Genomic DNA, 19,252 nt, shown 5'->3' on the forward strand with positions numbered 1-19,252 from the left:
CACCATGCCATTGCCCCTGGACGTTCGCCTCATGAACATGGCTGCAGGCGCGTTGCTGGCTGTTTTCCTGCTGTTGCTCTTGGGCGGTGGGGCTTGGTGGTTGGTGCGCCACCCCCTTTTCGCGATCAAAGCGATCACGGTGCAAGGGGAGGTCACGCGCAACAACGCCATCACCTTGCGGGCCAATGTCGTGCCGCACTTGCAGGGCAATTTTTTCACGATGGACTTGAATCGGACGAAAGAAGCATTTGAGGCTGTGCCTTGGGTCAGGGACGCGGTCGTGCACCGTGACTTTCCCAACCGCTTGCGCACGGTGTTGGTGGAGCACGAGCCCATGGCCTTGTGGGGCGATGAGAGTGCCAACAAGATGGTGAACCAACAAAGCCGCGTGTTTGAGGCCAATGTGGAAGACGTGGACATTGACAAACTCCCACGCTTGAAGGGGCCGGATGCCCAGTCAGAGACGGTGGTGCAGATGTACCGGCATCTGTTGCCCCTCTTTGAGACGATGGACATGGGCATTGATCAGCTGGAGTTGACGCCACGGGGCAGTTGGCGCGTGTTAACGGATCGTGGCGCCTTGCTGGAGCTGGGCCGGGGCAGCGAAGCGGAAGTGACGGCGCTGTTGAAAGTGTTTTTCAAAACCTTGTCGCAAGTGACGGCCCGTTATGGCCGTACACCTGTGGATTTGACGGGTGCGGATTTGCGGCACACAGACGGTTATGCCCTGCGCTTGCGGGGTGTGACCACGCTGGACACGGATGGCAAGAAAAAGCTCTGAGTGATCAGAGCGAATGAATGAAACGGAAACGGGGATTCAAATGGCAAAAGAGTACAAAGATCTGGTGGTAGGGTTGGACATCGGCACCTCCAAAGTCATGGCGGTGGTCGCCGAGGTCATGCCCGATGGCGAACTGAAGATCGCCGGGCTGGGCATCGCGCCAGGCAATGGTCTCAAGCGTGGGGTGGTGGTCAACATCGATGCCACGGTACAAAGTATCCAGCAAGCCCTCAAAGAGGCGGAGCTGATGGCGGATTGCAAAATCACCCGCGTCAATGTCGGCATCACCGGCAGCCACATCCGGGGTATCAATTCGAGCGGCATGGTGGCGATCAAGGACAAGGAAGTCACGCAGGCCGATGTGGCCCGCGTGATGGAGACGGCACGCGCCATCAACATCTCGACCGACCAGCGTTTGCTGCTCGTGGCGCCACAAGAATTTGTGATCGACGGCCAAGAAGTCAAAGAGCCGATTGGCATGAGCGGCATGCGCCTGGAAGCCAAGGTGCACATCGTCACAGGCGCCCAAAGTGCTGCTGAAAACATCATCAAATGTGTGCGCCGCTGTGGTCTGGAGGTTGACCAATTGCTGCTCAATCCCCAATCTTCGAGCTTGGCTGTGTTGTCGGAAGACGAGCGTGAATTGGGCGTTGTGTGCGTGGACATTGGCGCAGGCACGACCGACGTGGCCATCTTTGCGAATGGATCGATTCGCCATACCGCTGTGATTCCGATTGCAGGCGATTTGATCACCAGCGACATCGCCATGGCATTGCGCACCCCCACCAAAGATGCAGAAGACATCAAAGTCGAGAGCGGTTATGCCAAGCAACTGTTGGCTGACCCTGATGCGCAGGTTGAAGTGCCTGGTTTGGGTGACCGGGGCCCGCGCATGCTCAGTCGCCAAGCCTTGGCCGGTGTGATTGAGCCGCGCATCGAGGAAATTTTCTCGCTGGTGCACCAAGTGATCCGGGAGTCGGGCTACGAAGAAGTGCTCTCTTCCGGCATTGTGCTCACGGGTGGCAGTGCCGTCATGCCTGGCATGGTTGAGTTGGGTGAAGACATCTTCCTCAAGCCTGTGCGACGCGGCTTGCCCAAATATTCGGGTGGTTTGGCCGACATGGTCAGCCAGCCTCGTGCAGCCACGGTGATGGGCCTCTTGGAAGAAGCCCGCATGGCCCGGCTGCGCGGTTATAAGGTCACACAAAAGAAGAGTTCGGTGAACAACGCTTTTGGACGTTTCAAAGATTTCATCGTGGGGAACTTCTGATGAATTGGCAAAAAAGATATCTCGCCAGGGGCAGTCCACCGATTTCAAGACCGTGTCGATGTTGACACGCACTCTCCCCAGAAACAAAAAAGATTGACAGATAAAAAACCTCGGCAACTGCAAACAAATTTAGGAGTAGCACCATGACCATCGAAATGATCCAGACAGAAGAATTTAACCAAGGCACGCAGATCAAAGTGATTGGCGTCGGCGGTGGCGGCGGCAACGCTGTCGAACACATGATTGAGCGCCAAGTCCAGGGCGTCGAATTTGTGTGCGCCAACACCGATGCGCAAGCTTTGGCCCGCAGCGCAGCGCACCGCTTTATCCAGTTGGGTCAGACCGGCCTGGGTGCTGGCAGCAAGCCCGAGAAGGGCCGTGAGGCTGCTGAAAGCGCTGAAGCCGACATCCGCGCAGCCATCGAGGGCGCGCACATGTTGTTCATCACCGCAGGCATGGGCGGCGGCACTGGCACAGGTGCAGCCCCAGTGATCGCCCGTATCGCCAAAGAAATGGGCATCCTCACCGTGGGGGTGGTCACCAAGCCGTTCGAATTTGAAGGCGGTCGCCGCATGACCAATGCCGATATTGGCATGCAAGAGCTTGAGGCCAATGTCGATTCCTTGATCGTTGTGCTGAACGAAAAGCTGTTGGAGTTGCCAGGCGGCGAAGACATGACCCAAGACGAGGCTTTTGCCCATGCCAACGATGTGCTGAAAAATGCTGTCGGCGGGATTGCCGAAATCATCAACGTACCAGGCCATGTCAACGTCGACTTTGAAGACGTGCGCACCGTGATGGGCGAGCCTGGCAAAGCCATGATGGGCACAGCTGCGGCCAGCGGCCCGGATCGCGCCCGCATCGCTGCCGAGCAGGCTGTGGCTTGCCCGTTGCTCGAGGGCGTGGACCTGTCGGGTGCCAAGGGTGTGTTGGTCTTGATCAGCGCTGCCAAAGGTTCTTTGAAGCTGTCCGAATCCAAGCAGGCGATGAATACCATCCGTGCTTACGCCTCGGAAAATGCCCACGTGATTTATGGCACCGCCTACGACGAGAACTTGGGCGACGAGATCCGCGTGACGGTGGTGGCCACGGGTTTGTCCAAGGCTGGCGCTCGCCGCACAGCCCCTCCGCTGCAAGTGTTGCGCACGGGTACCGACAACGTGGCGTTCACCATGGGTGGCCAAGATGCGGTCAACCATGCGGGCAACGCTGCGGCCTCGATGAACAACAGTGGGTTGAATGTGCCTGCTTACTGGCGCAGCAACCGCACCCATGCAGCTGCTCGCGTGGACGGCATGGCCAATGCGGGCATGGACGACATTGAGATCCCCGCTTTCTTGCGCAAGCAAGCGGACTGACCGGCTGACTTAACGTTGATTTTTGGTGCATTTGGGGCCAGACGGGTGAAGGCCTGTCTGGCCCCTTTTTGCATGTTCGTTCAGCTTGATCGCTTTGTGTTGTAAGAGCGGCACTCAGTTTTTGCCGTCCCGGTGTTGTGCCCGGGGCCGTCGAGCTCGTTGTCGCTTCGCGTCTCAACATCGCTCGCCAGCCTCGGGCCAAGCACCGGGACTGCGTATCGGTCGTGGCGGCCCTTGTTGACTGCACGCCTATTCCTTTTGCACACTTGCATGTCTCTCGCCAACTAAAATACACGCATGCTCGCTCAACGCACCCTCAAAACCTTGACCAAAGCCGTCGGCGTGGGTTTGCACAGCGGTCAGCGCGTCGAGCTGACCCTGCGCCCCGCCGCACCGGATACGGGTATTGTGTTTCGCCGGATCGACCTGGCCGAGCCGGTGGACATTGCGGTCAACGCCGAGGCGGTGACCGACACCCGTTTGGCCTCCACCATCTCCGCAGGACAAGCCAAAGTGCTGACGGTCGAACACCTGATGTCGGCCTGTGCAGGTTTGGGCATTGACAACTTGTATGTGGACATCACGGCCGAGGAAGTCCCCATCCTCGACGGCTCGGCTTCGTCCTTTGTTTTCTTGCTGCAAAGTGCAGGCGTGGTGGAGCAGTCTGTGCCCAAGCGGTTTGTGCGCGTCCTCAAGCCGGTCGAAGTGTCCGAGGGAGAGGGCGAGAACATCAAGTGGGCGCGTTTAACGCCTTACCACGGCTATCGCTTGAGCTTTGAAATTGATTTTCGGCACCCCGCCGTGGATTCGACCGGGCAACAGGTGGTGTTTGACATGTCGGACGGCGTGTACGCCCGCGACATCGCACGCGCCCGCACCTTCGGTTTCACCAAAGACGTCGAGATGCTGCGCGCCAATGGCTTGGCCCTAGGGGGGGGCTTGGACAATGCCATCGTGATGGACGATTACAAAGTGCTCAATGCCGATGGCCTGCGTTATGACGACGAGTTCGTCAAACACAAAATTCTCGACGCCATGGGCGATTTGTACATTTTGGGCAAACCTCTGTTGGCGGCCTACAGCGCATTCCGCTCGGGCCATGCCATGAACAACCGCTTGCTGCGCGAGTTGTTGTCCAGGCCTGACGCTTACGAGTTGGTGACTTTTGAGGACAAAGCCCAAGCACCCCGCGGTTTTGCCGCTTTGCAACCCGCATGGTGATGCCCAGCACCACACACCTGCTGTACTTGCATGGTTTTCGGTCTTCGCCGCAATCGGTCAAAGCGCGGAAAATGGCGGGCATGGTGCAGCGCCAACACCCCCATGTGACATGGTGGTGCCCGCAATTGCCCGCATCGCCCCGACAAGCCATGGCCTTGTTGCAAGCGGGCGCAGCGTCATGGCCACTGGGCCGCACTGCCATTGTGGGCTCTTCTCTCGGCGGCTTTTATGCCGCTTGGCTGTCGCGCGCTTGGGGCTGCCCTGCGGTGCTGCTCAACCCAGCGGTGCACCCCGCGCGAGATTTGGCGGGCTACATGGGTGAACACCCTGCATGGCACGATCCAGCTCAAAAAATCTTTTTCGATCCCGAATTTGTGCAAGAGTTGCAGGAACTGGAGTTGCACAGCGCCTCTTCGGCGCCAAACGCCGCGCCCCCAACCTTGGCTGTGATCGCCAAGGGGGATGAGGTGCTCGATTGGCGGGAAATGTTGGCGCGCCATGAAGCAGGCCAAGTTCGCTTGATCGAAGGCAGTGACCATGCTTTGAGTGATTTTGATCTGTACCTGCCTGAAATTTTCGAATTTCTTCGCTTGGCCTGATCCCCAGGACCGGTCTCGGCGGCGGCGCGTGGGAAAATCCCACCATGTACGCATTATTTGAAGAAGCCGGTAAATTCATGGCCGGTCGCATCTTGTCCGAAGCCGAGGCTTCCGCTCAGGTTGAGCTCGACTCGGGCAAACGGGTGAAAGTCAAAGCCGCTGCCCAGCTGCTCAAATTTGACAAACCCACACCAGCCGCTTTGTTGGCTGAGGCCACAGTGCTGAGTCAAACCATCGAGTTGGAGTTGGCCTACGAGTTTGCCCCCGACCAAGAGTTTGGGTTCGCCGATTTGGCCCAGGATTATTTCAATTCGGCCAGCACGGTGCAGCAAGTCGCTGCCTTGCTGCGCTTGCACGACGCCCCACATTACTTCCGTCGCGCCGGTAAAGGGCGTTTCCGCAAGGCACCCGCTGAGATCGTGCAGCAGGCGCTGTTGGCGATTGAAAAAAAGAAGCAAGTCCAAGCCCAAATCGAGGCATGGTCTGCCGAGCTGGTGGCCGGCACCTGTCCAGCCCCCATCCGCGAGCAGTTGTACAAAATTTTGTTTCGGCCCGACAAAAACACCCCCGAGTACAAGGCCGTGGTCGAAGCCAGCAAGGCCAGCCAGAGGGCGCCTCTGGCCTTGCTGCAAAACGCCGGGGCCATTGCATCCGCCTGGGATTTCCATTGGCAGCGTTTCTTGTTTGATTTGTTTCCCAAAGGCACGGGCTTCCCAGCTTTGCAGGCACCGGCCATTGGGGACGATTTGCCACTGGCCCCAGTTCAAGCCTTCTCGATTGATGATTCACAGACCACCGAGATCGACGACGCTCTGTCACTCCAGGGATTGGGCACAGGCACGGTCACCGTGGGCATCCACATCGCCGCGCCGGGCTTGGCTGTGACGCCCGGCAGCGCGATCGACCAACTCGGCCGTGCTCGTTTGTCCACGGTGTACATGCCCGGCTACAAAATCACCATGCTGCCCGACAGTGTGGTCCAGGCCTACACCTTGATCGAGGGGCGAGACTGCCCGGCGGTATCGCTTTATGTGACCTTCAGTGAAGATACGCTCGACGTACAAAGTGCGGTGACCCGGCTGGAGCGGGTGCCGATTTTGGTCAATCTGCGCCACGACCAACTCGATGAGCGGATCACCCGTGAATGGTTGGAAGGTGAAGACCTGAGCGATCACGCCGATGTGCCCGTCAGTCGGGCGACCTTGGGCTTTTTTTGGCGCCTGGCGCAAACGCTCAAGGCCCGTCGCGAAGTGGTGCGCGGCAAACCCGAAAACTTCAATCGCCCGGACTACAGCTTCAAGCTAGAACGTGAAAGCAACGAAGCCCCTCCGACGGGCGAGGAAACGGTGGTCATTGGTACCCGCAAGCGCGGTGCGCCACTCGATTTGATGGTGGCCGAGGCCATGATTTTGGCCAACAGCACATGGGGCCAATGGATGGCCCAACTGGGCGTACCGGGCATTTACCGCAGCCAAGCCAGCATGGCCCCCGGTGTGAAGGTGCGCATGGGCACCAAAGCGCTGCCGCACGCTGGCATTGGCGTGCCCAGCTACGCCTGGAGCACTTCGCCTTTGCGCCGTTACACCGATTTGGTCAACCAGTGGCAAATCATCGCCTGCGCCAAGCATGGCGCAACGGCTGCATTGGCCGCGCCATTCAAGCCCAAAGACGCGGAGCTGTTCTCCATCATCAGCGGTTTTGATGCGGCCTACAGCGCCTACAACAGTGTGCAGTCCAGCATGGAGCGTTACTGGACATTGCGCCATGTGCAGCAGCAAAACATCGAAGAGTGCGACGCCAGCTTGGTCAAAGAGACGGGGGGCGGCAGCTGGTTGGTGCGTGCAGACACCCTGCCTCTGATGTTCAGTGTGATGGGGGCTCAAGGTCTGATGCGGGGTGCGCGCGTGCGCGTCAAGCTCAGCGAGGTGGACCTGATGGCGCTGGATGTGCATGGCACTGTGATCGCGCACCTGGACGCCCCTGAGGTGGCTGCAGATGCTGAAACCGATGAGGCCGATGATGACGAGGCCTTGGCCGCTGGGCCGCTCACCATTGCGGTTGATCTGAGTGACAGCACGCAAAGCGATGGTTCTTGAGGGCGCTCTGCCTGCTGGCTTGGGGCCACTGGCTTCACCACGGGCTTGGCTCAAGCAGGTGTTGCATCGCCACACCTTGGTGTGGACATTGGGCTTTTCGTTGCTGGTGCATGTGGCGCTGATCACCTGGCGCTTTGCCGACCCGGAGAGTTTTCACAGGGTGTTTGAAGACTCCACCTTAGAGGTTGTTCTGGTCAACGCCCGCAGTGATGCACCCCCTGAAAGAGCCCAGGCCGTGGCCCAAGTCCAATTGGCAGGCGGGGGCGCTGTGCCAGGTGATCAACGCGCCAGCTCCCCTTTGCCTCCGTCTACAGCCCAAGAGTCTGGCGCTGACATTGGGGCCATGCAGCGTCAAATCGAGGCGCTTAAACTGCAGCAATGGCTTTTGCTCACCCAGCTCAAGCAAGAGCTGTCGGCCCTGACCAGGGACCCTTCCGGAGAAACGGCCGATGCACCCGAGCGCCAAGCTCGTCAAGAGCGCAAGCAGCAGTTGACCCGCCAGTTGGCCGAAATTGAGCCCAAGCTCGAGAAAAACCAAGCGGGCCCGCGCAAACGTTTCATCAGCCCTGCGACCCGTGAAGCGGTGTATGCGCTGTATTACGACAAACTCAGGCGCACCATTGAAACCCGTGGCACGCTCAATTTTCCCCAAGTGGGAGGCCAAAAACTTTACGGGCAGTTGACCATGGTGATCACCGTGGATGCACGTGGGCGCTTGGTCCAAACCGAAGTGGTCAAACCCTCAGGCCTGCCCTTGTTGGACCAAAGGGCGGTGGCGATTGTGCGCAGCGCTGCGCCCTTTGATGTGTTCAGCGCTAACATGCGGCGACAGGCCGACCAGATCGTGGTGGTCACCCGCTTTCAATTTTCCCAAGAGGGGACCTTGGACATGCGCATGTTGACCCCGGGCGTTGCCCAGTCCCGACGCTGAGTCGGCTCTCGAACCCCTGAGACAAAGGAATTGGATGCGTGCTTTTGGTCGTTGGTGCTTACTCGTTTTGCTGGCAGCGCTGGGTTTGCAGCTTTTCTTTGTCTTGCGCATCGTCAGCATGGCCCTGTGGGTGCCGCAATCCACCAGTTTCGAGCGGTCTCAGATGTGGCAAATCGTGAGCCGGCAGGGTCAACTGCCCTGGCGTCAAGAATGGGTTGATTTGCCCAACATTTCGCCCAAGCTGCAGCGCGCGGTCATCGCCTCGGAGGACAGCTTGTTTGCGCAACACGGCGGCGTGTGGTGGGAGTCTTTGGAAAAAGCCTGGGAAAAGAATGCCAAAGCCAAAGCTTTGGCCGAGCAACGTGCCCAACGCCGAGCGGATGGCAAAACACCCCCCGTGAAAATCGTCGGCGGCTCCACCATCACGCAGCAGTTGGCCAAAAATCTGTTCTTGTCAGGTGAACGAACCTTGCTGCGCAAAGGCCAAGAAATGCTGATCACTTTGGCGCTGGAGACCTTCCTCTCCAAGCGGCGCATTCTGGAGATTTACCTCAACAGTGTGGAATGGGGCGAGGGTGTTTTCGGCGCTGAAGCCGCTGCCCAGCACTATTTCAAGAAAAATGCGGCCCGTTTGAACGACTGGGAGGCGGCGCGTTTGGCCGTCATGTTGCCACGCCCCCGGTATTTTGAGCAAAAGGCGCAATCGGCTTATTTGGCCAGTCGCGCCGACACCATTGTGGCCCGCATGGGCGATGTGGTCCTGCCATGAGCTCCTTGACCACCGCCACACCACAAACGGTGCGCATCTTGGGCATCGATCCGGGCTTGCAGACCACAGGCTTTGGCGTGCTCGACATGATGGGCTCGCGTTTGCAGTACGTGGCCAGCGGGGTGATCGAGACCACTCGGGGTGATATGGGCAATTTGCCAGCCCGATTGAAGGTGATTTATGACGGGGTACGCGAGATCCATGCCCGCTACCAACCCGATGTCGCCTCGGTCGAGATCGTTTTTGTCAACGTCAATCCCCAAGCCACGCTGTTGCTCGGCCAAGCCCGTGGCTGCTGTGTCACCGCACTGGTGTCTTGCGACTTGCCGGTGGCTGAATACACCGCTTTGCAAATGAAGCAATCGGTCACCGGGCATGGCCGCGCGGCCAAATCGCAAATTCAGGAAATGGTCAAGCGCTTGTTGCAGTTGCCGGTTTTGCCACGTCAAGACGCTGCCGATGCGCTGGGAATGGCCATCACCCATGCACATGCCAGCCCGTCCATGAACAAACTGGCTGCGCAAGGTGTGCTGAACCGCAAAACGCATGGCATGTTCCGCAGTGGCCGCAGCCATTGAGGCGACTGCAAACGCACAGGCTCGCCCCCGCCCTGAGATAATCCAAGCCATGGGCCCCGTCATTCAAACACCGACTTTGTTGCATCGCTTGCGGCAGCAGCTCAAGGGCTTCGATGGTCCTTTGGCGTTCGCCGTTTTCATGCTCGCTTGCGCGGGTTTATTGATCATGTTTTCCTCCGGTTACGACCACGGCACCCGTTTTGTGGACCATGGCCGCAACATGTTGTTGGCGGGGTTCATCATGTTTGTGGTGGCTCAAATGCCACCGCAAAAACTGATGGCTTGGGCGGTTCCCGTTTACACCGTGGGGGTCATTTTGTTGGTGGCGGTGGCTATTTTTGGCATCACCAAAAAAGGGTCTCGGCGCTGGATCAACTTGGGGGTGGTGATCCAGCCCAGTGAAATTTTGAAAATAGCCTTGCCCTTGATGCTGGCGGCTTGGTTCCAAAAGCGTGAAGGCCAACTGCGGCCGTTTGACTTTGCGGTGGCCTTGTTGATTTTGGGCGTCCCCGTAGGCTTGATCATGAAGCAGCCTGATCTGGGCACCTCCTTGCTGGTTTTGGCAGCGGGCCTGGCGGTGATTTTTTTCGCAGGACTCAAATGGCGATGGATTTTGCCGCCCATGGTGTTGGGTATTTTGGGTATCGTGGTTTTGGTCGTCATGGAGCCGACCCTGTGTGCCGAAGGGGTGGACTGGCGTGTGTTGCACGAGTACCAGCGCCAGCGTGTGTGCACTTTGCTTGACCCGGCGCGTGACCCATTGGGCAAGGGTTTCCACATCATTCAGGGCATGATTGCCATTGGTTCTGGTGGTTTTTGGGGCAAAGGCTTCATGCAAGGCACCCAAACCCATCTGGAGTTCATTCCCGAAAGGACCACGGACTTTATTTTTGCCGCCTATGGCGAGGAGTTTGGTTTTGTGGGGGGGGTGTTCCTGATTTTCTGGTTCTTTTTTCTGGTTTACCGGGCGCTCGCCATTGCCGCTGACGCCCCCACGCTGTTCAGCCGTTTGCTCGCGGGCAGCATGGCCATGATTTTTTTCACTTATGCCTTTGTGAACATGGGCATGGTCAGCGGCATTTTGCCGGTGGTGGGGGTGCCCTTGCCTTTTGTCAGCTATGGCGGTACCGCCATGGTCACTTTGGGCTTGGCCTTGGGGATATTGATGTCGATCGCTCGCTCCAGACAATGGGTGACAACATGAGCCATGGGTTGGCCGTGGCTGTGGTCGGGGCGGGCAATATGGGCGGCGGCATGTTGGGCCGTTTGTGTGATCTGGGTTGGTCAGTGGGGGTGCACGACACCGATCCGCAAGCCCAAGCGAAAGCCGTTGACCTGGGCGCAGTTCCCTTGGACTCGGCGATGCAGGCTGCGAAGTCGCTGTCGCCGCATGGCGTGCTTTTGGTGGCTGTGGTCGATGCGGCTCAAACCGAAGCCGTGCTGTGGGGGGAAGTGGGCCATGGCCTTGGGCAAGGCGCGGGCGCCCATTTGCAAGCTGGCCAAGCGGTGATGCTGTGTCCCACCTTGGCGCCCGATACCGTGCAGTCCCAGGCACAGCGACTGTCGCTGCGCGGTGTGGACTGCATCGATGCGCCCATGTCGGGTGGCCCCTTGAGGGCCCGAGACGGCAGCATGAGTTTGATGGTGGCCTGTTCTGACGTGGCTTGGCAGCGTCACCAGCCGGTATTGAATGCCTTGAGTCAACAGGTGTTTCGTGTGGGCACGCGGGCAGGCGATGGGGCCCGCACCAAGTTGGTCAACAACTTGTTGGCTGCGGTGAATTTGGTCGGTTCAGCGGAGGCCATGGTTTTGGCCGAGCGCTTGGGTCTGGACCCAGCGACCACCTTGTCGGTGATTGAGGCCTCCAGCGGGCAAAGCTGGATAGGCTCGGACCGGATGCGCCGGGCTTTGGCCGACGACTTTGAGCCGCGCGCGCATGTCCGTCTGCTGGCCAAAGACACGGGTTTGGCGATGCAGGTGGCCGAGGCCGTGGCTTTTGAGCCCGTGTTGGGCCGCTTGGCCCGAAATCTCTTTGCACAGGCCATGGCGCAGGGTTTGCAGGACCATGACGATGCGGCCCTGCTCAAGCTCATGCGCCAAGGACGGGATTGAGGGGGAATTGGCGCGTTTTCTTGCTGAGACTGTCCGCCGCAGGCAAGGGTCTTGAACCCTGCCTACAATGTCTCCCATGATTTCACGTGAACCGACCATTGAACGCTTGGCCACCGCCAGGTCCCTTTTGCTTGAGCCGTTTGGCTTGGACGAAAACCACCTGAGCCGAGCGCTGAGCGCCATCCAGGCACACCAAGTCGACGATGCCGACCTGTATTTTCAGTACACCCGCTCAGAGGGTTGGAGCCTGGAGGAGGGCATTGTCAAGACGGGCAGTTTCAGCATTGATCAGGGGGTCGGCGTGCGGGCAGTCTCGGGCGAGAAAACCGCTTTTGCCTACTCGGATGACATCTCCGAAGCCTCTCTGATGGATGCAGCCTTGACGGTGCGCAGCATCGCTCAGGCCACACAAAACAAACGCATCAAAGTGCCCAAGCGCAAGGTGTCGGGCAGCCGTTCGCTCTACCCATCACTGGATCCAATGTCCACATTGGACAGCACGGCCAAAGTCAATTTGCTTGGCCGAGTTGAAAAGATGGCCCGCGCCAAAGACCCCCGTGTGGTGCAAGTCATGGCCGGTCTGGCCACGGAGTACGACGTGGTCATGGTGGCCCGCGCCGACGGCACCTTGGCGGCCGATGTGCGCCCTCTGATCCGCCTCTCGGTCACGGTCATTGCCGAGCAAAACGGTCGGCGCGAAGTGGGCAGTGCAGGTGGCGGCGGGCGTTTTGGTCTGGCCTATTTTGACGATGGCATGGTCGAGAGCTACGTACAAGAAGCTGTGTCGGCCGCGCTCATCAACCTCGAAGCCCGCCCCGCACCTGCGGGCGAAATGACCGTGGTGCTGGGCAATGGCTGGCCCGGCGTGCTGCTGCATGAGGCGGTGGGCCATGGCCTGGAAGGCGACTTCAACCGCAAGGGATCGAGTGCCTTCAGCGGCCGCATCGGCCAACGCGTGGCGGCCAAGGGTGTGACCGTGCTCGACGACGGCACCATCGCTGACCGCCGCGGCTCGCTCAATGTGGACGACGAAGGCCACGCCAGCCAGAAGAACGTGCTGATTGAAGACGGCATTTTGCGCGGCTACATCCAGGACTCGATGAATGCACGGTTGATGGGCGTCCAACCCACGGGCAACGGCCGCCGCGAAAGCTACGCGCACATCCCCATGCCGCGCATGACCAACACCTACATGCTGGGTGGCGACAAGAGCCCTGAAGAAATCGTCGCCAGCATCAAAAAAGGGCTTTATGCCACCAACTTTGCAGGTGGCCAAGTGGACATCACCAGTGGCAAGTTTGTGTTCTCTGCCAGTCAGGCCTACTGGGTGGAGAATGGCAAAATTCAGTACCCTGTCAAAGGCGCCACACTCATTGGCAGCGGTCCCGAATCGCTCAAGAAAATCAGCATGATCGGGAACGACATGAAGCTCGACTCGGGCGTGGGCACCTGTGGCAAGGAAGGCCAGAGCGTGCCGGTGGGCGTGGGTCAGCCCACGCTGCGCATCGACGGCTTGACTGTTGGGGGTACGGCCTGATGCCGCACTGGCTCATCCGGGTTTGTCCCCGGATCGGCCTGTCAGGAACTGTCATTCAGCTGTGATACATTGAACCCATGTCTTTGCGCACCGTGTTTTACTTTTTTTATTTTTGGTTCTCAGTCCCCGGCGGACGAGAGGCGAGCGCATAAGCACCCGAACATCTCGATACACACCGCCGGAGCCCCAAAGCCCGGCGGTTTTTTTTCACCTGTTTTTTTTCAATCTGAGGAGTCCACGATGAATGCCAAAACCGCAGCCCCCGAGAGCTGGTATCCGAATGCCGCCGACCGCACGGGCCAAACCGACGACGAACGCATCAAGGACATCACCGTGCTCCCCCCCCCAGAGCATTTGATCCGGTTTTTCCCGATTGCCGGCACGGCCACGGAAACCCTGATTTCCCAAACTCGCCAAGCCATTGCCCAAATCGTGCACGGCAAAGACGACCGCCTGTTGGTGATCATCGGTCCTTGCTCGATCCACGATCCGGCCGCTGCTCTGGACTACGCTCGCCGCTTGAAGCCCCTGCGAGAGAAGTACGCAGACACCCTGGAAATCGTGATGCGCGTGTACTTTGAAAAGCCCCGCACCACGGTGGGCTGGAAGGGCTTGATCAATGACCCTTACCTCGACGAGAGCTATCGCATCGATGAAGGCTTGCGCATTGCGCGACAGTTGCTCATCGAAATCAACCGCCAGGGCTTGCCTGCCGGCAGCGAATTCCTCGATGTGATCTCGCCTCAGTACATTGGCGACCTGATCAGTTGGGGCGCCATCGGCGCCCGCACCACCGAGAGCCAGGTGCACCGTGAATTGGCTTCTGGTCTGTCCGCACCCATCGGTTTCAAAAATGGCACCGACGGGAACATCAAGATCGCCACCGATGCGATCCAGGCGGCAGCCCGTGGCCACCACTTTTTGTCGGTTCACAAGAACGGACAAGTCGCCATCGTTCAGACCCAGGGCAACAAGGATTGCCACGTGATTTTGCGCGGAGGCAAAACGCCCAATTACGATGCCCACAGCGTGGCCGCTGCCTGCAAAGAATTAGAGGCCGCTAAGCTGCCGGCCACTTTGATGGTGGACTGCAGTCACGCCAACAGCAGCAAAAAGCATGAGCGCCAGATCGATGTGGCCAAAGACATTGCCGCACAAATCAGCGGCGGTTCACGCCAGGTGTTTGGCGTCATGGTCGAAAGCCATCTGGTGGACGGTGCCCAGAAGTTCACGCCAGGACAGCACGATGTGGCCAACCTGACCTACGGCCAGAGCATCACCGATGCCTGCATTGGCTGGGGCGACAGCGAAGGCGTTTTACAGGTGTTGTCGGATGCGGTCAAAACGCGTCGTTCACGCTGATCAGGGCGGTGCCTGTTTCACAGGCACCCTCCCATGGCACCATGGGCAGAGCGGGGCCTGAGGTGCTTATTTCTGAAGTGCCGCAAGCAGCTTGTCGTGAATGCCGCCAAAACCGCCATTGCTCATGCACAGCAAGTGGTCACCGGGCTGCACCTGGGCCAGCACCTGGGTGACTATTTCGTCGATGTTGGCACCCACTTGCGCTTTAGTCCCCATGGGTTCAAGCGCGGCAGCAGCATCCCAACCCAGACCGCCAGAGTGGCAGAACGCCAGATCGGTCTCTTCCAGGCTCCAGGGGAGCTGTGCCTTCATGGTGCCCAGCTTCATGGTGTTGCTGCGCGGTTCAAAAATGGCCAGGATCCGAGCAGGGCCTACTTGGCGACGCAGGCCGTTGACCGTCGTGCGGATCGCGGTGGGGTGGTGGGCAAAGTCGTCGTACACCGTGATGCCGTTCACCGTACCGCGCACTTCCATGCGGCGCTTGACGTTTTCAAATGTGGCCAGGGCTTGCACCGCCACAGCTGGGCTCACGCCGACATGCTCGGCGGCCGCGATGCTGGCCAAGGCGTTGAGTTGGTTGTGAACGCCGCCCATGGTCCATTGCACTTCGGCAACCGATTGGCCGGCCTGAAGTACTTGGAAGTGTGACGGCTCGCCTTCGGCCACCCAGTCGCTCACGGCGCTGCCGAAAGTGCGCACTTCGCTCCAGCAGCCTTGAGAAAGTACGCGTGTGAGGCTTTCCTCCAGTCCGTTGACCACCACCCGTCCCGTGCCTGGCACAGTTCGCACCAGGTGGTGGAACTGGCGCTCGATCGCGGCCAAATCGTCAAAAATGTCGGCGTGATCGAATTCCAGGTTGTTCAGGATGGCCGTGCGCGGTCGGTAATGCACAAACTTGCTGCGCTTGTCGAAAAAGGCGGTGTCGTACTCATCGGCTTCGATGACGAAATACTTCCCGCTGCCGAGCCGAGCCGACACCCCAAAGTTCAGGGGCACGCCGCCCACCAAAAAACCAGGCTGCAACCCCGCTTGCTCCAGCACCCAGGTCAGCATGGAGGTGGTGGTGGTTTTGCCATGCGTGCCAGCGACAGCCAGCACATGCCGACCTTGTAAAACATGCTCCGACAGCCACTGGGGTCCACTGGTGTAGGCTGAACCGCTCTCCAAAATGGCTTCCATCAGCGGGAATTTGGGGTTCCCGTCGGCCATTCGTGTGCGGCTGACCACGTTGCCGATCACGAACATGTCAGGTTTGAGGGCCATCTGCTCAGCCCCAAAGCCCTCCACCAAGTCGATGCCCAAGGCGCGGAGTTGATCACTCATGGGCGGGTAAACGCCCGCGTCACAACCGGTGACCCGATGCCCAGCTTCGCGAGCCAGTGCGGCCAGGCCCCCCATGAAGGTGCCACAAATGCCCAAAATATGTATATGCATGCTTGGATTTTAGGGGCCATCGGGGGCGGTCTGCGACGTGCCCGATCGGGGTGGGCCACAATCAGAGGCCATGAACGACATTGCCCTTGAAATTGCCGCCTCTGCTGCCCGCTTGGTGGTGGAAGAAGGCTTGGCTTTTGGCCCAGCCAAACAGCGCGCGCTCAAAGAACTGGGCTTGCCTGCGCGAACGCCCTTGCCGACCAATGACGTGGTTGAAGCCGAGGTGCGGGACTACATCGACTTGTTTTGCGCCGATACGCAGCCTGCGCAATTGCGGGCTTTGCGTGAACTGGCACAGACTTGGATGGCGCGTTTGGCCGAATTTCGGCCGCATTTGGGTGGCGCTGTTTGGCAAGGCTGGGCCACGCGTCTGTGCGATATCGATTTGGCTTTGTTTTGTGATGATCCCAAATCGGCAGAAATTGCCCTGATCAACCAAAACCACCGATACGAGGTGCAAACCGTGCGTGGCTTGCATGGTGATGATGTGGATGTGCTGAGTTTGCACAGTTTTTGTGAGCCTTTGAACGAGGATGTCGGGGTTCACCTGCGGATTTACGATCTGGACGACTTGCGTGGTGCGTTGCTGCCCGATGCCCAAGGCCGTTCGCCGCGAGGCGATTTGACGGCGCTTCAGCGTTTGTTGTCGGCATGAAAGACAATCTCAACATGATCAATTCAAGCTCAGGCGCTTCTCGTCGCAATGTGGTTTTGGGCGCGGGTGCAGCCGCTGCCGTGGCGGGTGTCGGCGTGGCTTTGTGGCGTTTTGAGCCCCAAGCCGTGGCCCACACCGACAGCCATCCGCTTTGGACCCAGCAGTTCGAAAGCCCCACGGGTGAGGGGGTGGCGATGGCCCGTTTCAAGGGTCAACCGCTGCTCTTGAACTTTTGGGCAACTTGGTGCCCTCCCTGCATTGAGGAATTGCCCATGCTTCAGGCCTTTTGGCGAGAAAATGCACCCAACGGTCATCAAGTGCTGGCATTGGCAATTGACCAACCCAGTGCGGTGCGACGATTTTTGGATCGTCAGCCCTTGGGCTTTGCCGTGGGTTTGGCCGGCTTGGAGGGGACAAACTTGGCCAAATCACTGGGCAATGCCGCAGGAGGCTTGCCTTTTACGGTTTTTTTCAAGGGAGATGGCAGCATTTGGCGTCAAAAGATGGGGCAACTCACGCCAGAGGATTTGGCGCAGTGGCGCGCTGCCACCACTTGAAGTGATCGATCGGCCCATCTTGGCTTGCCTGGGCTCATGGGCAAGGATTTCATGGGTTCAATCTGTGCATTTGGGTTTCATTTGTGGGGCGTAAAGTTAATTTCGAGGGTATTTGCCGAAATTTGGTGTAAATTCGATCCATTGCATGAGCTCAAAGCATCGGAGGATTTATGGATTTGCGCAAACTCAAAACACTGATTGATTTGGTGTCTGACTCCAACGTTTCGGAGTTGGAAATCACCGAGGCCGAAGGCAAAGTTCGCATTGTCAAAAGCATGGGTGTTGCGGCGCCCATGGTGATGCAGCAGTCAGCCCCTGTGGCGATGGTCGCAGCGCCAATGCCTGCTGCTGTGGTGTCCGATGTACCGGCTGCGGCCGCTGCACCTTCAGGTCACGCGGTCAAATCTCCCATGGTCGGCACCTTTTACCGATCATCCAGCCCTGGTGCTGCGCCCTTTGTTCAAATTGGTTCGGTGGTCAAAGAGGGTGATACCTTGTGCATCATTGAGGCAATGAAGATCCTCAACGAGATTGAGTCAGACAAAGCCGGCACCGTCACTCAGATTCTGTGTGAAAACGGTCAGGCCGTGGAGTACGGTCAGCCTTTGTTCATCATCGAATAAGCCAACGGGGATTTCATGTTCAAGAAAATCCTGGTGGCCAATCGCGGCGAGATCGCTTTGCGGATCCAGCGCGCGTGCCGAGAGTTGGGAATCAAAGCGGTCATGGTTTACTCCGAGGCCGACAAAGAAGCCAAATATGTGAAATTGGCTGAAGAAGCCGTCTGTATTGGTCCAGCGGCGTCCTCGCTCAGCTACCTCAACATGCCGGCCATCATTTCTGCTGCCGAAGTCACCGATGCAGAGGCCATTCACCCTGGGTACGGCTTTTTGAGTGAAAACGCCGATTTCGCCGAACGCGTCGAGAAAAGCGGTTTCCAATTCATTGGCCCCACCCCGGAATCGATCCGAATCATGGGTGACAAAGTTTCGGCCAAACAAGCCATGATCCGTGCGGGTGTGCCCTGTGTGCCAGGCTCGGAGGGGGAGTTGCCCGATGACCCCGTTCAGATTCGCCGAATTGCCAAGTCGGTGGGTTACCCGGTGATCATCAAGGCTGCTGGCGGAGGCGGTGGTCGCGGCATGCGTGTGGTGCACACCGAAGCGGCTTTGGTCAACGCAGTTCAGATGACCAAGGCCGAAGCCGGTGCGGCTTTCGGTAATCCTGCGGTTTACATGGAAAAATTCCTGCAAAACCCACGGCACATCGAGATCCAAATTCTGGCCGACAAATTCAAAAATGCGGTGTATTTGGGGGAGCGCGATTGCTCCATGCAGCGACGACACCAAAAGGTGATTGAAGAAGCCCCTGCACCTGGCATTGCGCGTAAATTGATCGAAAAAATTGGTGAACGTTGTGTTGCCGCCTGCAAAAAAATCGGCTACCGCGGTGCTGGAACTTTTGAATTTTTGTTTGAAAACGGGGAGTTCTATTTCATTGAAATGAACACCCGAGTGCAGGTGGAGCACCCGGTGACCGAGTGGGTCACCGGTGTGGACATCGTCAAGACCCAGATCATGGTGGCTGCGGGCGAAAAATTGCCCTTTACCCAACGCCAGATCCAAATTCGCGGCCATGCCATCGAATGCCGCATCAACGCCGAAGATCCCTTCAAGTTCACGCCCTCACCGGGTCGCGTCACCTCGTGGCACATGCCTGGTGGCCCTGGCGTGCGGGTCGATTCGCATGTGTACAACAACTACTTTGTGCCACCGAACTACGACTCCATGATTGGCAAGTTGATCGTGCATGGTGATACCCGAGAGCAGGCCTTGGCCCGCATGCAAACCGCCTTGAATGAGACCGTGATCGAAGGCATCAACACCAATGTGCCTTTGCACCGCGAGTTGATGGTGGACGCCAAGTTCATGCAAGGCGGCACCAACATCCATTACCTGGAACACTGGCTGAGCCAACATAAGCGCTGAACCC

The 19,252-nt window shown here is 58.6% G+C and carries 18 protein-coding genes; 17 read left to right on the forward strand and 1 reads right to left on the reverse strand.

The genetic code is table 11. The features are described 5' to 3' along the window. Nucleotides 1-4 precede the first annotated feature (4 nt). From ACHEXK_RS01630 to ACHEXK_RS01690, 13 genes are all read left to right on the forward strand, one after another. Nucleotides 5-781: a cell division protein FtsQ/DivIB gene (locus ACHEXK_RS01630; protein ID WP_416547512.1), complete on the forward strand. Its 777-nt coding sequence runs from the start codon at nucleotides 5-7 to the stop codon at nucleotides 779-781. 40 nt (nucleotides 782-821) lie between these two features. Then, entirely contained in the window at nucleotides 822-2,051 is a 1,230-nt protein-coding gene (ftsA, locus tag ACHEXK_RS01635; RefSeq protein ID WP_100118605.1) for a cell division protein FtsA, read from the forward strand. A gap of 143 nt (nucleotides 2,052-2,194) precedes the next feature. After that, complete coding sequence (gene ftsZ, locus ACHEXK_RS01640; RefSeq protein ID WP_416547513.1) at nucleotides 2,195-3,409, forward strand: cell division protein FtsZ; 1,215 nt, start codon at nucleotides 2,195-2,197, stop codon at nucleotides 3,407-3,409. 297 nt (nucleotides 3,410-3,706) lie between these two features. Beyond that, nucleotides 3,707-4,630 (forward strand): UDP-3-O-acyl-N-acetylglucosamine deacetylase, encoded by a 924-nt coding sequence (lpxC, locus tag ACHEXK_RS01645; protein ID WP_416547514.1) that lies wholly within the window; start codon nucleotides 3,707-3,709, stop codon nucleotides 4,628-4,630. After that, nucleotides 4,630-5,229 carry a YqiA/YcfP family alpha/beta fold hydrolase gene (locus ACHEXK_RS01650; protein WP_416547515.1) on the forward strand — a complete coding sequence of 200 codons (600 nt, stop codon included), beginning with the start codon at nucleotides 4,630-4,632 and terminating at the stop codon, nucleotides 5,227-5,229. Before lpxC ends, ACHEXK_RS01650 begins: the two co-directional genes overlap by 1 nt. 44 nt (nucleotides 5,230-5,273) lie before the next feature. Beyond that, a complete protein-coding gene (locus tag ACHEXK_RS01655) occupies nucleotides 5,274-7,325 on the forward strand; it encodes a ribonuclease catalytic domain-containing protein (protein ID WP_416547516.1) in 2,052 nt (683 codons plus the stop codon). Beyond that, nucleotides 7,297-8,256, forward strand: a complete 960-nt coding sequence (locus tag ACHEXK_RS01660; RefSeq protein ID WP_416547517.1) for an energy transducer TonB — start codon at nucleotides 7,297-7,299, stop codon at nucleotides 8,254-8,256. The genes ACHEXK_RS01655 and ACHEXK_RS01660 overlap by 29 nt, the downstream gene beginning before the upstream one ends. Nucleotides 8,257-8,290: 34 nt before the next feature. Beyond that, the gene (gene mtgA, locus ACHEXK_RS01665) at nucleotides 8,291-9,025 is read left to right on the forward strand and encodes a monofunctional biosynthetic peptidoglycan transglycosylase (protein WP_416547518.1); all 735 of its coding nucleotides are present in this window, start codon (nucleotides 8,291-8,293) and stop codon (nucleotides 9,023-9,025) included. 29 nt (nucleotides 9,026-9,054) lie between these two features. Beyond that, complete coding sequence (gene ruvC, locus ACHEXK_RS01670; protein WP_416548815.1) at nucleotides 9,055-9,603, forward strand: crossover junction endodeoxyribonuclease RuvC; 549 nt, start codon at nucleotides 9,055-9,057, stop codon at nucleotides 9,601-9,603. A gap of 49 nt (nucleotides 9,604-9,652) precedes the next feature. Beyond that, complete coding sequence (rodA, locus tag ACHEXK_RS01675) at nucleotides 9,653-10,807, forward strand: rod shape-determining protein RodA (RefSeq protein ID WP_416547519.1); 1,155 nt, start codon at nucleotides 9,653-9,655, stop codon at nucleotides 10,805-10,807. Continuing rightward, entirely contained in the window at nucleotides 10,804-11,715 is a 912-nt protein-coding gene (locus ACHEXK_RS01680; protein ID WP_416547520.1) for an NAD(P)-dependent oxidoreductase, read from the forward strand. Before rodA ends, ACHEXK_RS01680 begins: the two co-directional genes overlap by 4 nt. 76 nt (nucleotides 11,716-11,791) lie before the next feature. Then, a complete protein-coding gene (tldD, locus tag ACHEXK_RS01685; protein WP_416547521.1) occupies nucleotides 11,792-13,252 on the forward strand; it encodes a metalloprotease TldD in 1,461 nt (486 codons plus the stop codon). Between the two features lie 240 nt (nucleotides 13,253-13,492). After that, nucleotides 13,493-14,614 carry a 3-deoxy-7-phosphoheptulonate synthase gene (locus ACHEXK_RS01690; protein ID WP_416547522.1) on the forward strand — a complete coding sequence of 374 codons (1,122 nt, stop codon included), beginning with the start codon at nucleotides 13,493-13,495 and terminating at the stop codon, nucleotides 14,612-14,614. Between the two features lie 66 nt (nucleotides 14,615-14,680). Here the strand turns inward: ACHEXK_RS01690 and mpl are convergent, their stop codons facing one another. Beyond that, nucleotides 14,681-16,048, reverse strand: coding sequence for a UDP-N-acetylmuramate:L-alanyl-gamma-D-glutamyl-meso-diaminopimelate ligase (gene mpl / locus ACHEXK_RS01695; protein WP_416547523.1), 1,368 nt, complete (start codon nucleotides 16,046-16,048; stop codon nucleotides 14,681-14,683). 70 nt (nucleotides 16,049-16,118) lie between these two features. Between mpl and ACHEXK_RS01700 the strand changes: the two genes are divergently transcribed. From ACHEXK_RS01700 to accC, 4 genes are all read left to right on the forward strand, one after another. Further along, nucleotides 16,119-16,703: a hypothetical protein gene (locus tag ACHEXK_RS01700; protein ID WP_416547524.1), complete on the forward strand. Its 585-nt coding sequence runs from the start codon at nucleotides 16,119-16,121 to the stop codon at nucleotides 16,701-16,703. Then, nucleotides 16,700-17,260: a TlpA family protein disulfide reductase gene (locus tag ACHEXK_RS01705; RefSeq protein WP_416547525.1), complete on the forward strand. Its 561-nt coding sequence runs from the start codon at nucleotides 16,700-16,702 to the stop codon at nucleotides 17,258-17,260. The genes ACHEXK_RS01700 and ACHEXK_RS01705 overlap by 4 nt, the downstream gene beginning before the upstream one ends. Before the next feature lie 170 nt (nucleotides 17,261-17,430). Then, nucleotides 17,431-17,883 (forward strand): acetyl-CoA carboxylase biotin carboxyl carrier protein, encoded by a 453-nt coding sequence (gene accB / locus ACHEXK_RS01710; protein WP_416547526.1) that lies wholly within the window; start codon nucleotides 17,431-17,433, stop codon nucleotides 17,881-17,883. A gap of 15 nt (nucleotides 17,884-17,898) precedes the next feature. Then, nucleotides 17,899-19,248, forward strand: a complete 1,350-nt coding sequence (gene accC / locus ACHEXK_RS01715) for an acetyl-CoA carboxylase biotin carboxylase subunit (RefSeq protein WP_416547527.1) — start codon at nucleotides 17,899-17,901, stop codon at nucleotides 19,246-19,248. Nucleotides 19,249-19,252 lie beyond the last annotated feature (4 nt).

It is taken from the genome of Limnohabitans sp. DCL3, from assembly GCF_048019295.1.
In the GTDB taxonomy this organism is placed as follows: domain Bacteria; phylum Pseudomonadota; class Gammaproteobacteria; order Burkholderiales; family Burkholderiaceae_C; genus Limnohabitans_A.

Bases quoted from the DNA above. Each gene is read 5' to 3' on its own strand.
- ACHEXK_RS01630 (WP_416547512.1), top strand. From the start codon at position 5: ATGCCATTGCCCCTGGACGTTCGCCTCATGAACATGGCTGCAGGCGCG.
- ftsA (WP_100118605.1), top strand. From the start codon at position 822: ATGGCAAAAGAGTACAAAGATCTGGTGGTAGGGTTGGACATCGGCACC.
- ftsZ (WP_416547513.1), top strand. From the start codon at position 2,195: ATGACCATCGAAATGATCCAGACAGAAGAATTTAACCAAGGCACGCAG.
- lpxC (WP_416547514.1), top strand. From the start codon at position 3,707: ATGCTCGCTCAACGCACCCTCAAAACCTTGACCAAAGCCGTCGGCGTG.
- ACHEXK_RS01650 (WP_416547515.1), top strand. From the start codon at position 4,630: ATGCCCAGCACCACACACCTGCTGTACTTGCATGGTTTTCGGTCTTCG.
- ACHEXK_RS01655 (WP_416547516.1), top strand. From the start codon at position 5,274: ATGTACGCATTATTTGAAGAAGCCGGTAAATTCATGGCCGGTCGCATC.
- mtgA (WP_416547518.1), top strand. From the start codon at position 8,291: ATGCGTGCTTTTGGTCGTTGGTGCTTACTCGTTTTGCTGGCAGCGCTG.
- rodA (WP_416547519.1), top strand. From the start codon at position 9,653: ATGGGCCCCGTCATTCAAACACCGACTTTGTTGCATCGCTTGCGGCAG.
- ACHEXK_RS01680 (WP_416547520.1), top strand. From the start codon at position 10,804: ATGAGCCATGGGTTGGCCGTGGCTGTGGTCGGGGCGGGCAATATGGGC.
- tldD (WP_416547521.1), top strand. From the start codon at position 11,792: ATGATTTCACGTGAACCGACCATTGAACGCTTGGCCACCGCCAGGTCC.
- ACHEXK_RS01690 (WP_416547522.1), top strand. From the start codon at position 13,493: ATGAATGCCAAAACCGCAGCCCCCGAGAGCTGGTATCCGAATGCCGCC.
- mpl (WP_416547523.1), bottom strand. From the start codon at position 16,048: ATGCATATACATATTTTGGGCATTTGTGGCACCTTCATGGGGGGCCTG.
- ACHEXK_RS01700 (WP_416547524.1), top strand. From the start codon at position 16,119: ATGAACGACATTGCCCTTGAAATTGCCGCCTCTGCTGCCCGCTTGGTG.
- ACHEXK_RS01705 (WP_416547525.1), top strand. From the start codon at position 16,700: ATGAAAGACAATCTCAACATGATCAATTCAAGCTCAGGCGCTTCTCGT.
- accB (WP_416547526.1), top strand. From the start codon at position 17,431: ATGGATTTGCGCAAACTCAAAACACTGATTGATTTGGTGTCTGACTCC.
- accC (WP_416547527.1), top strand. From the start codon at position 17,899: ATGTTCAAGAAAATCCTGGTGGCCAATCGCGGCGAGATCGCTTTGCGG.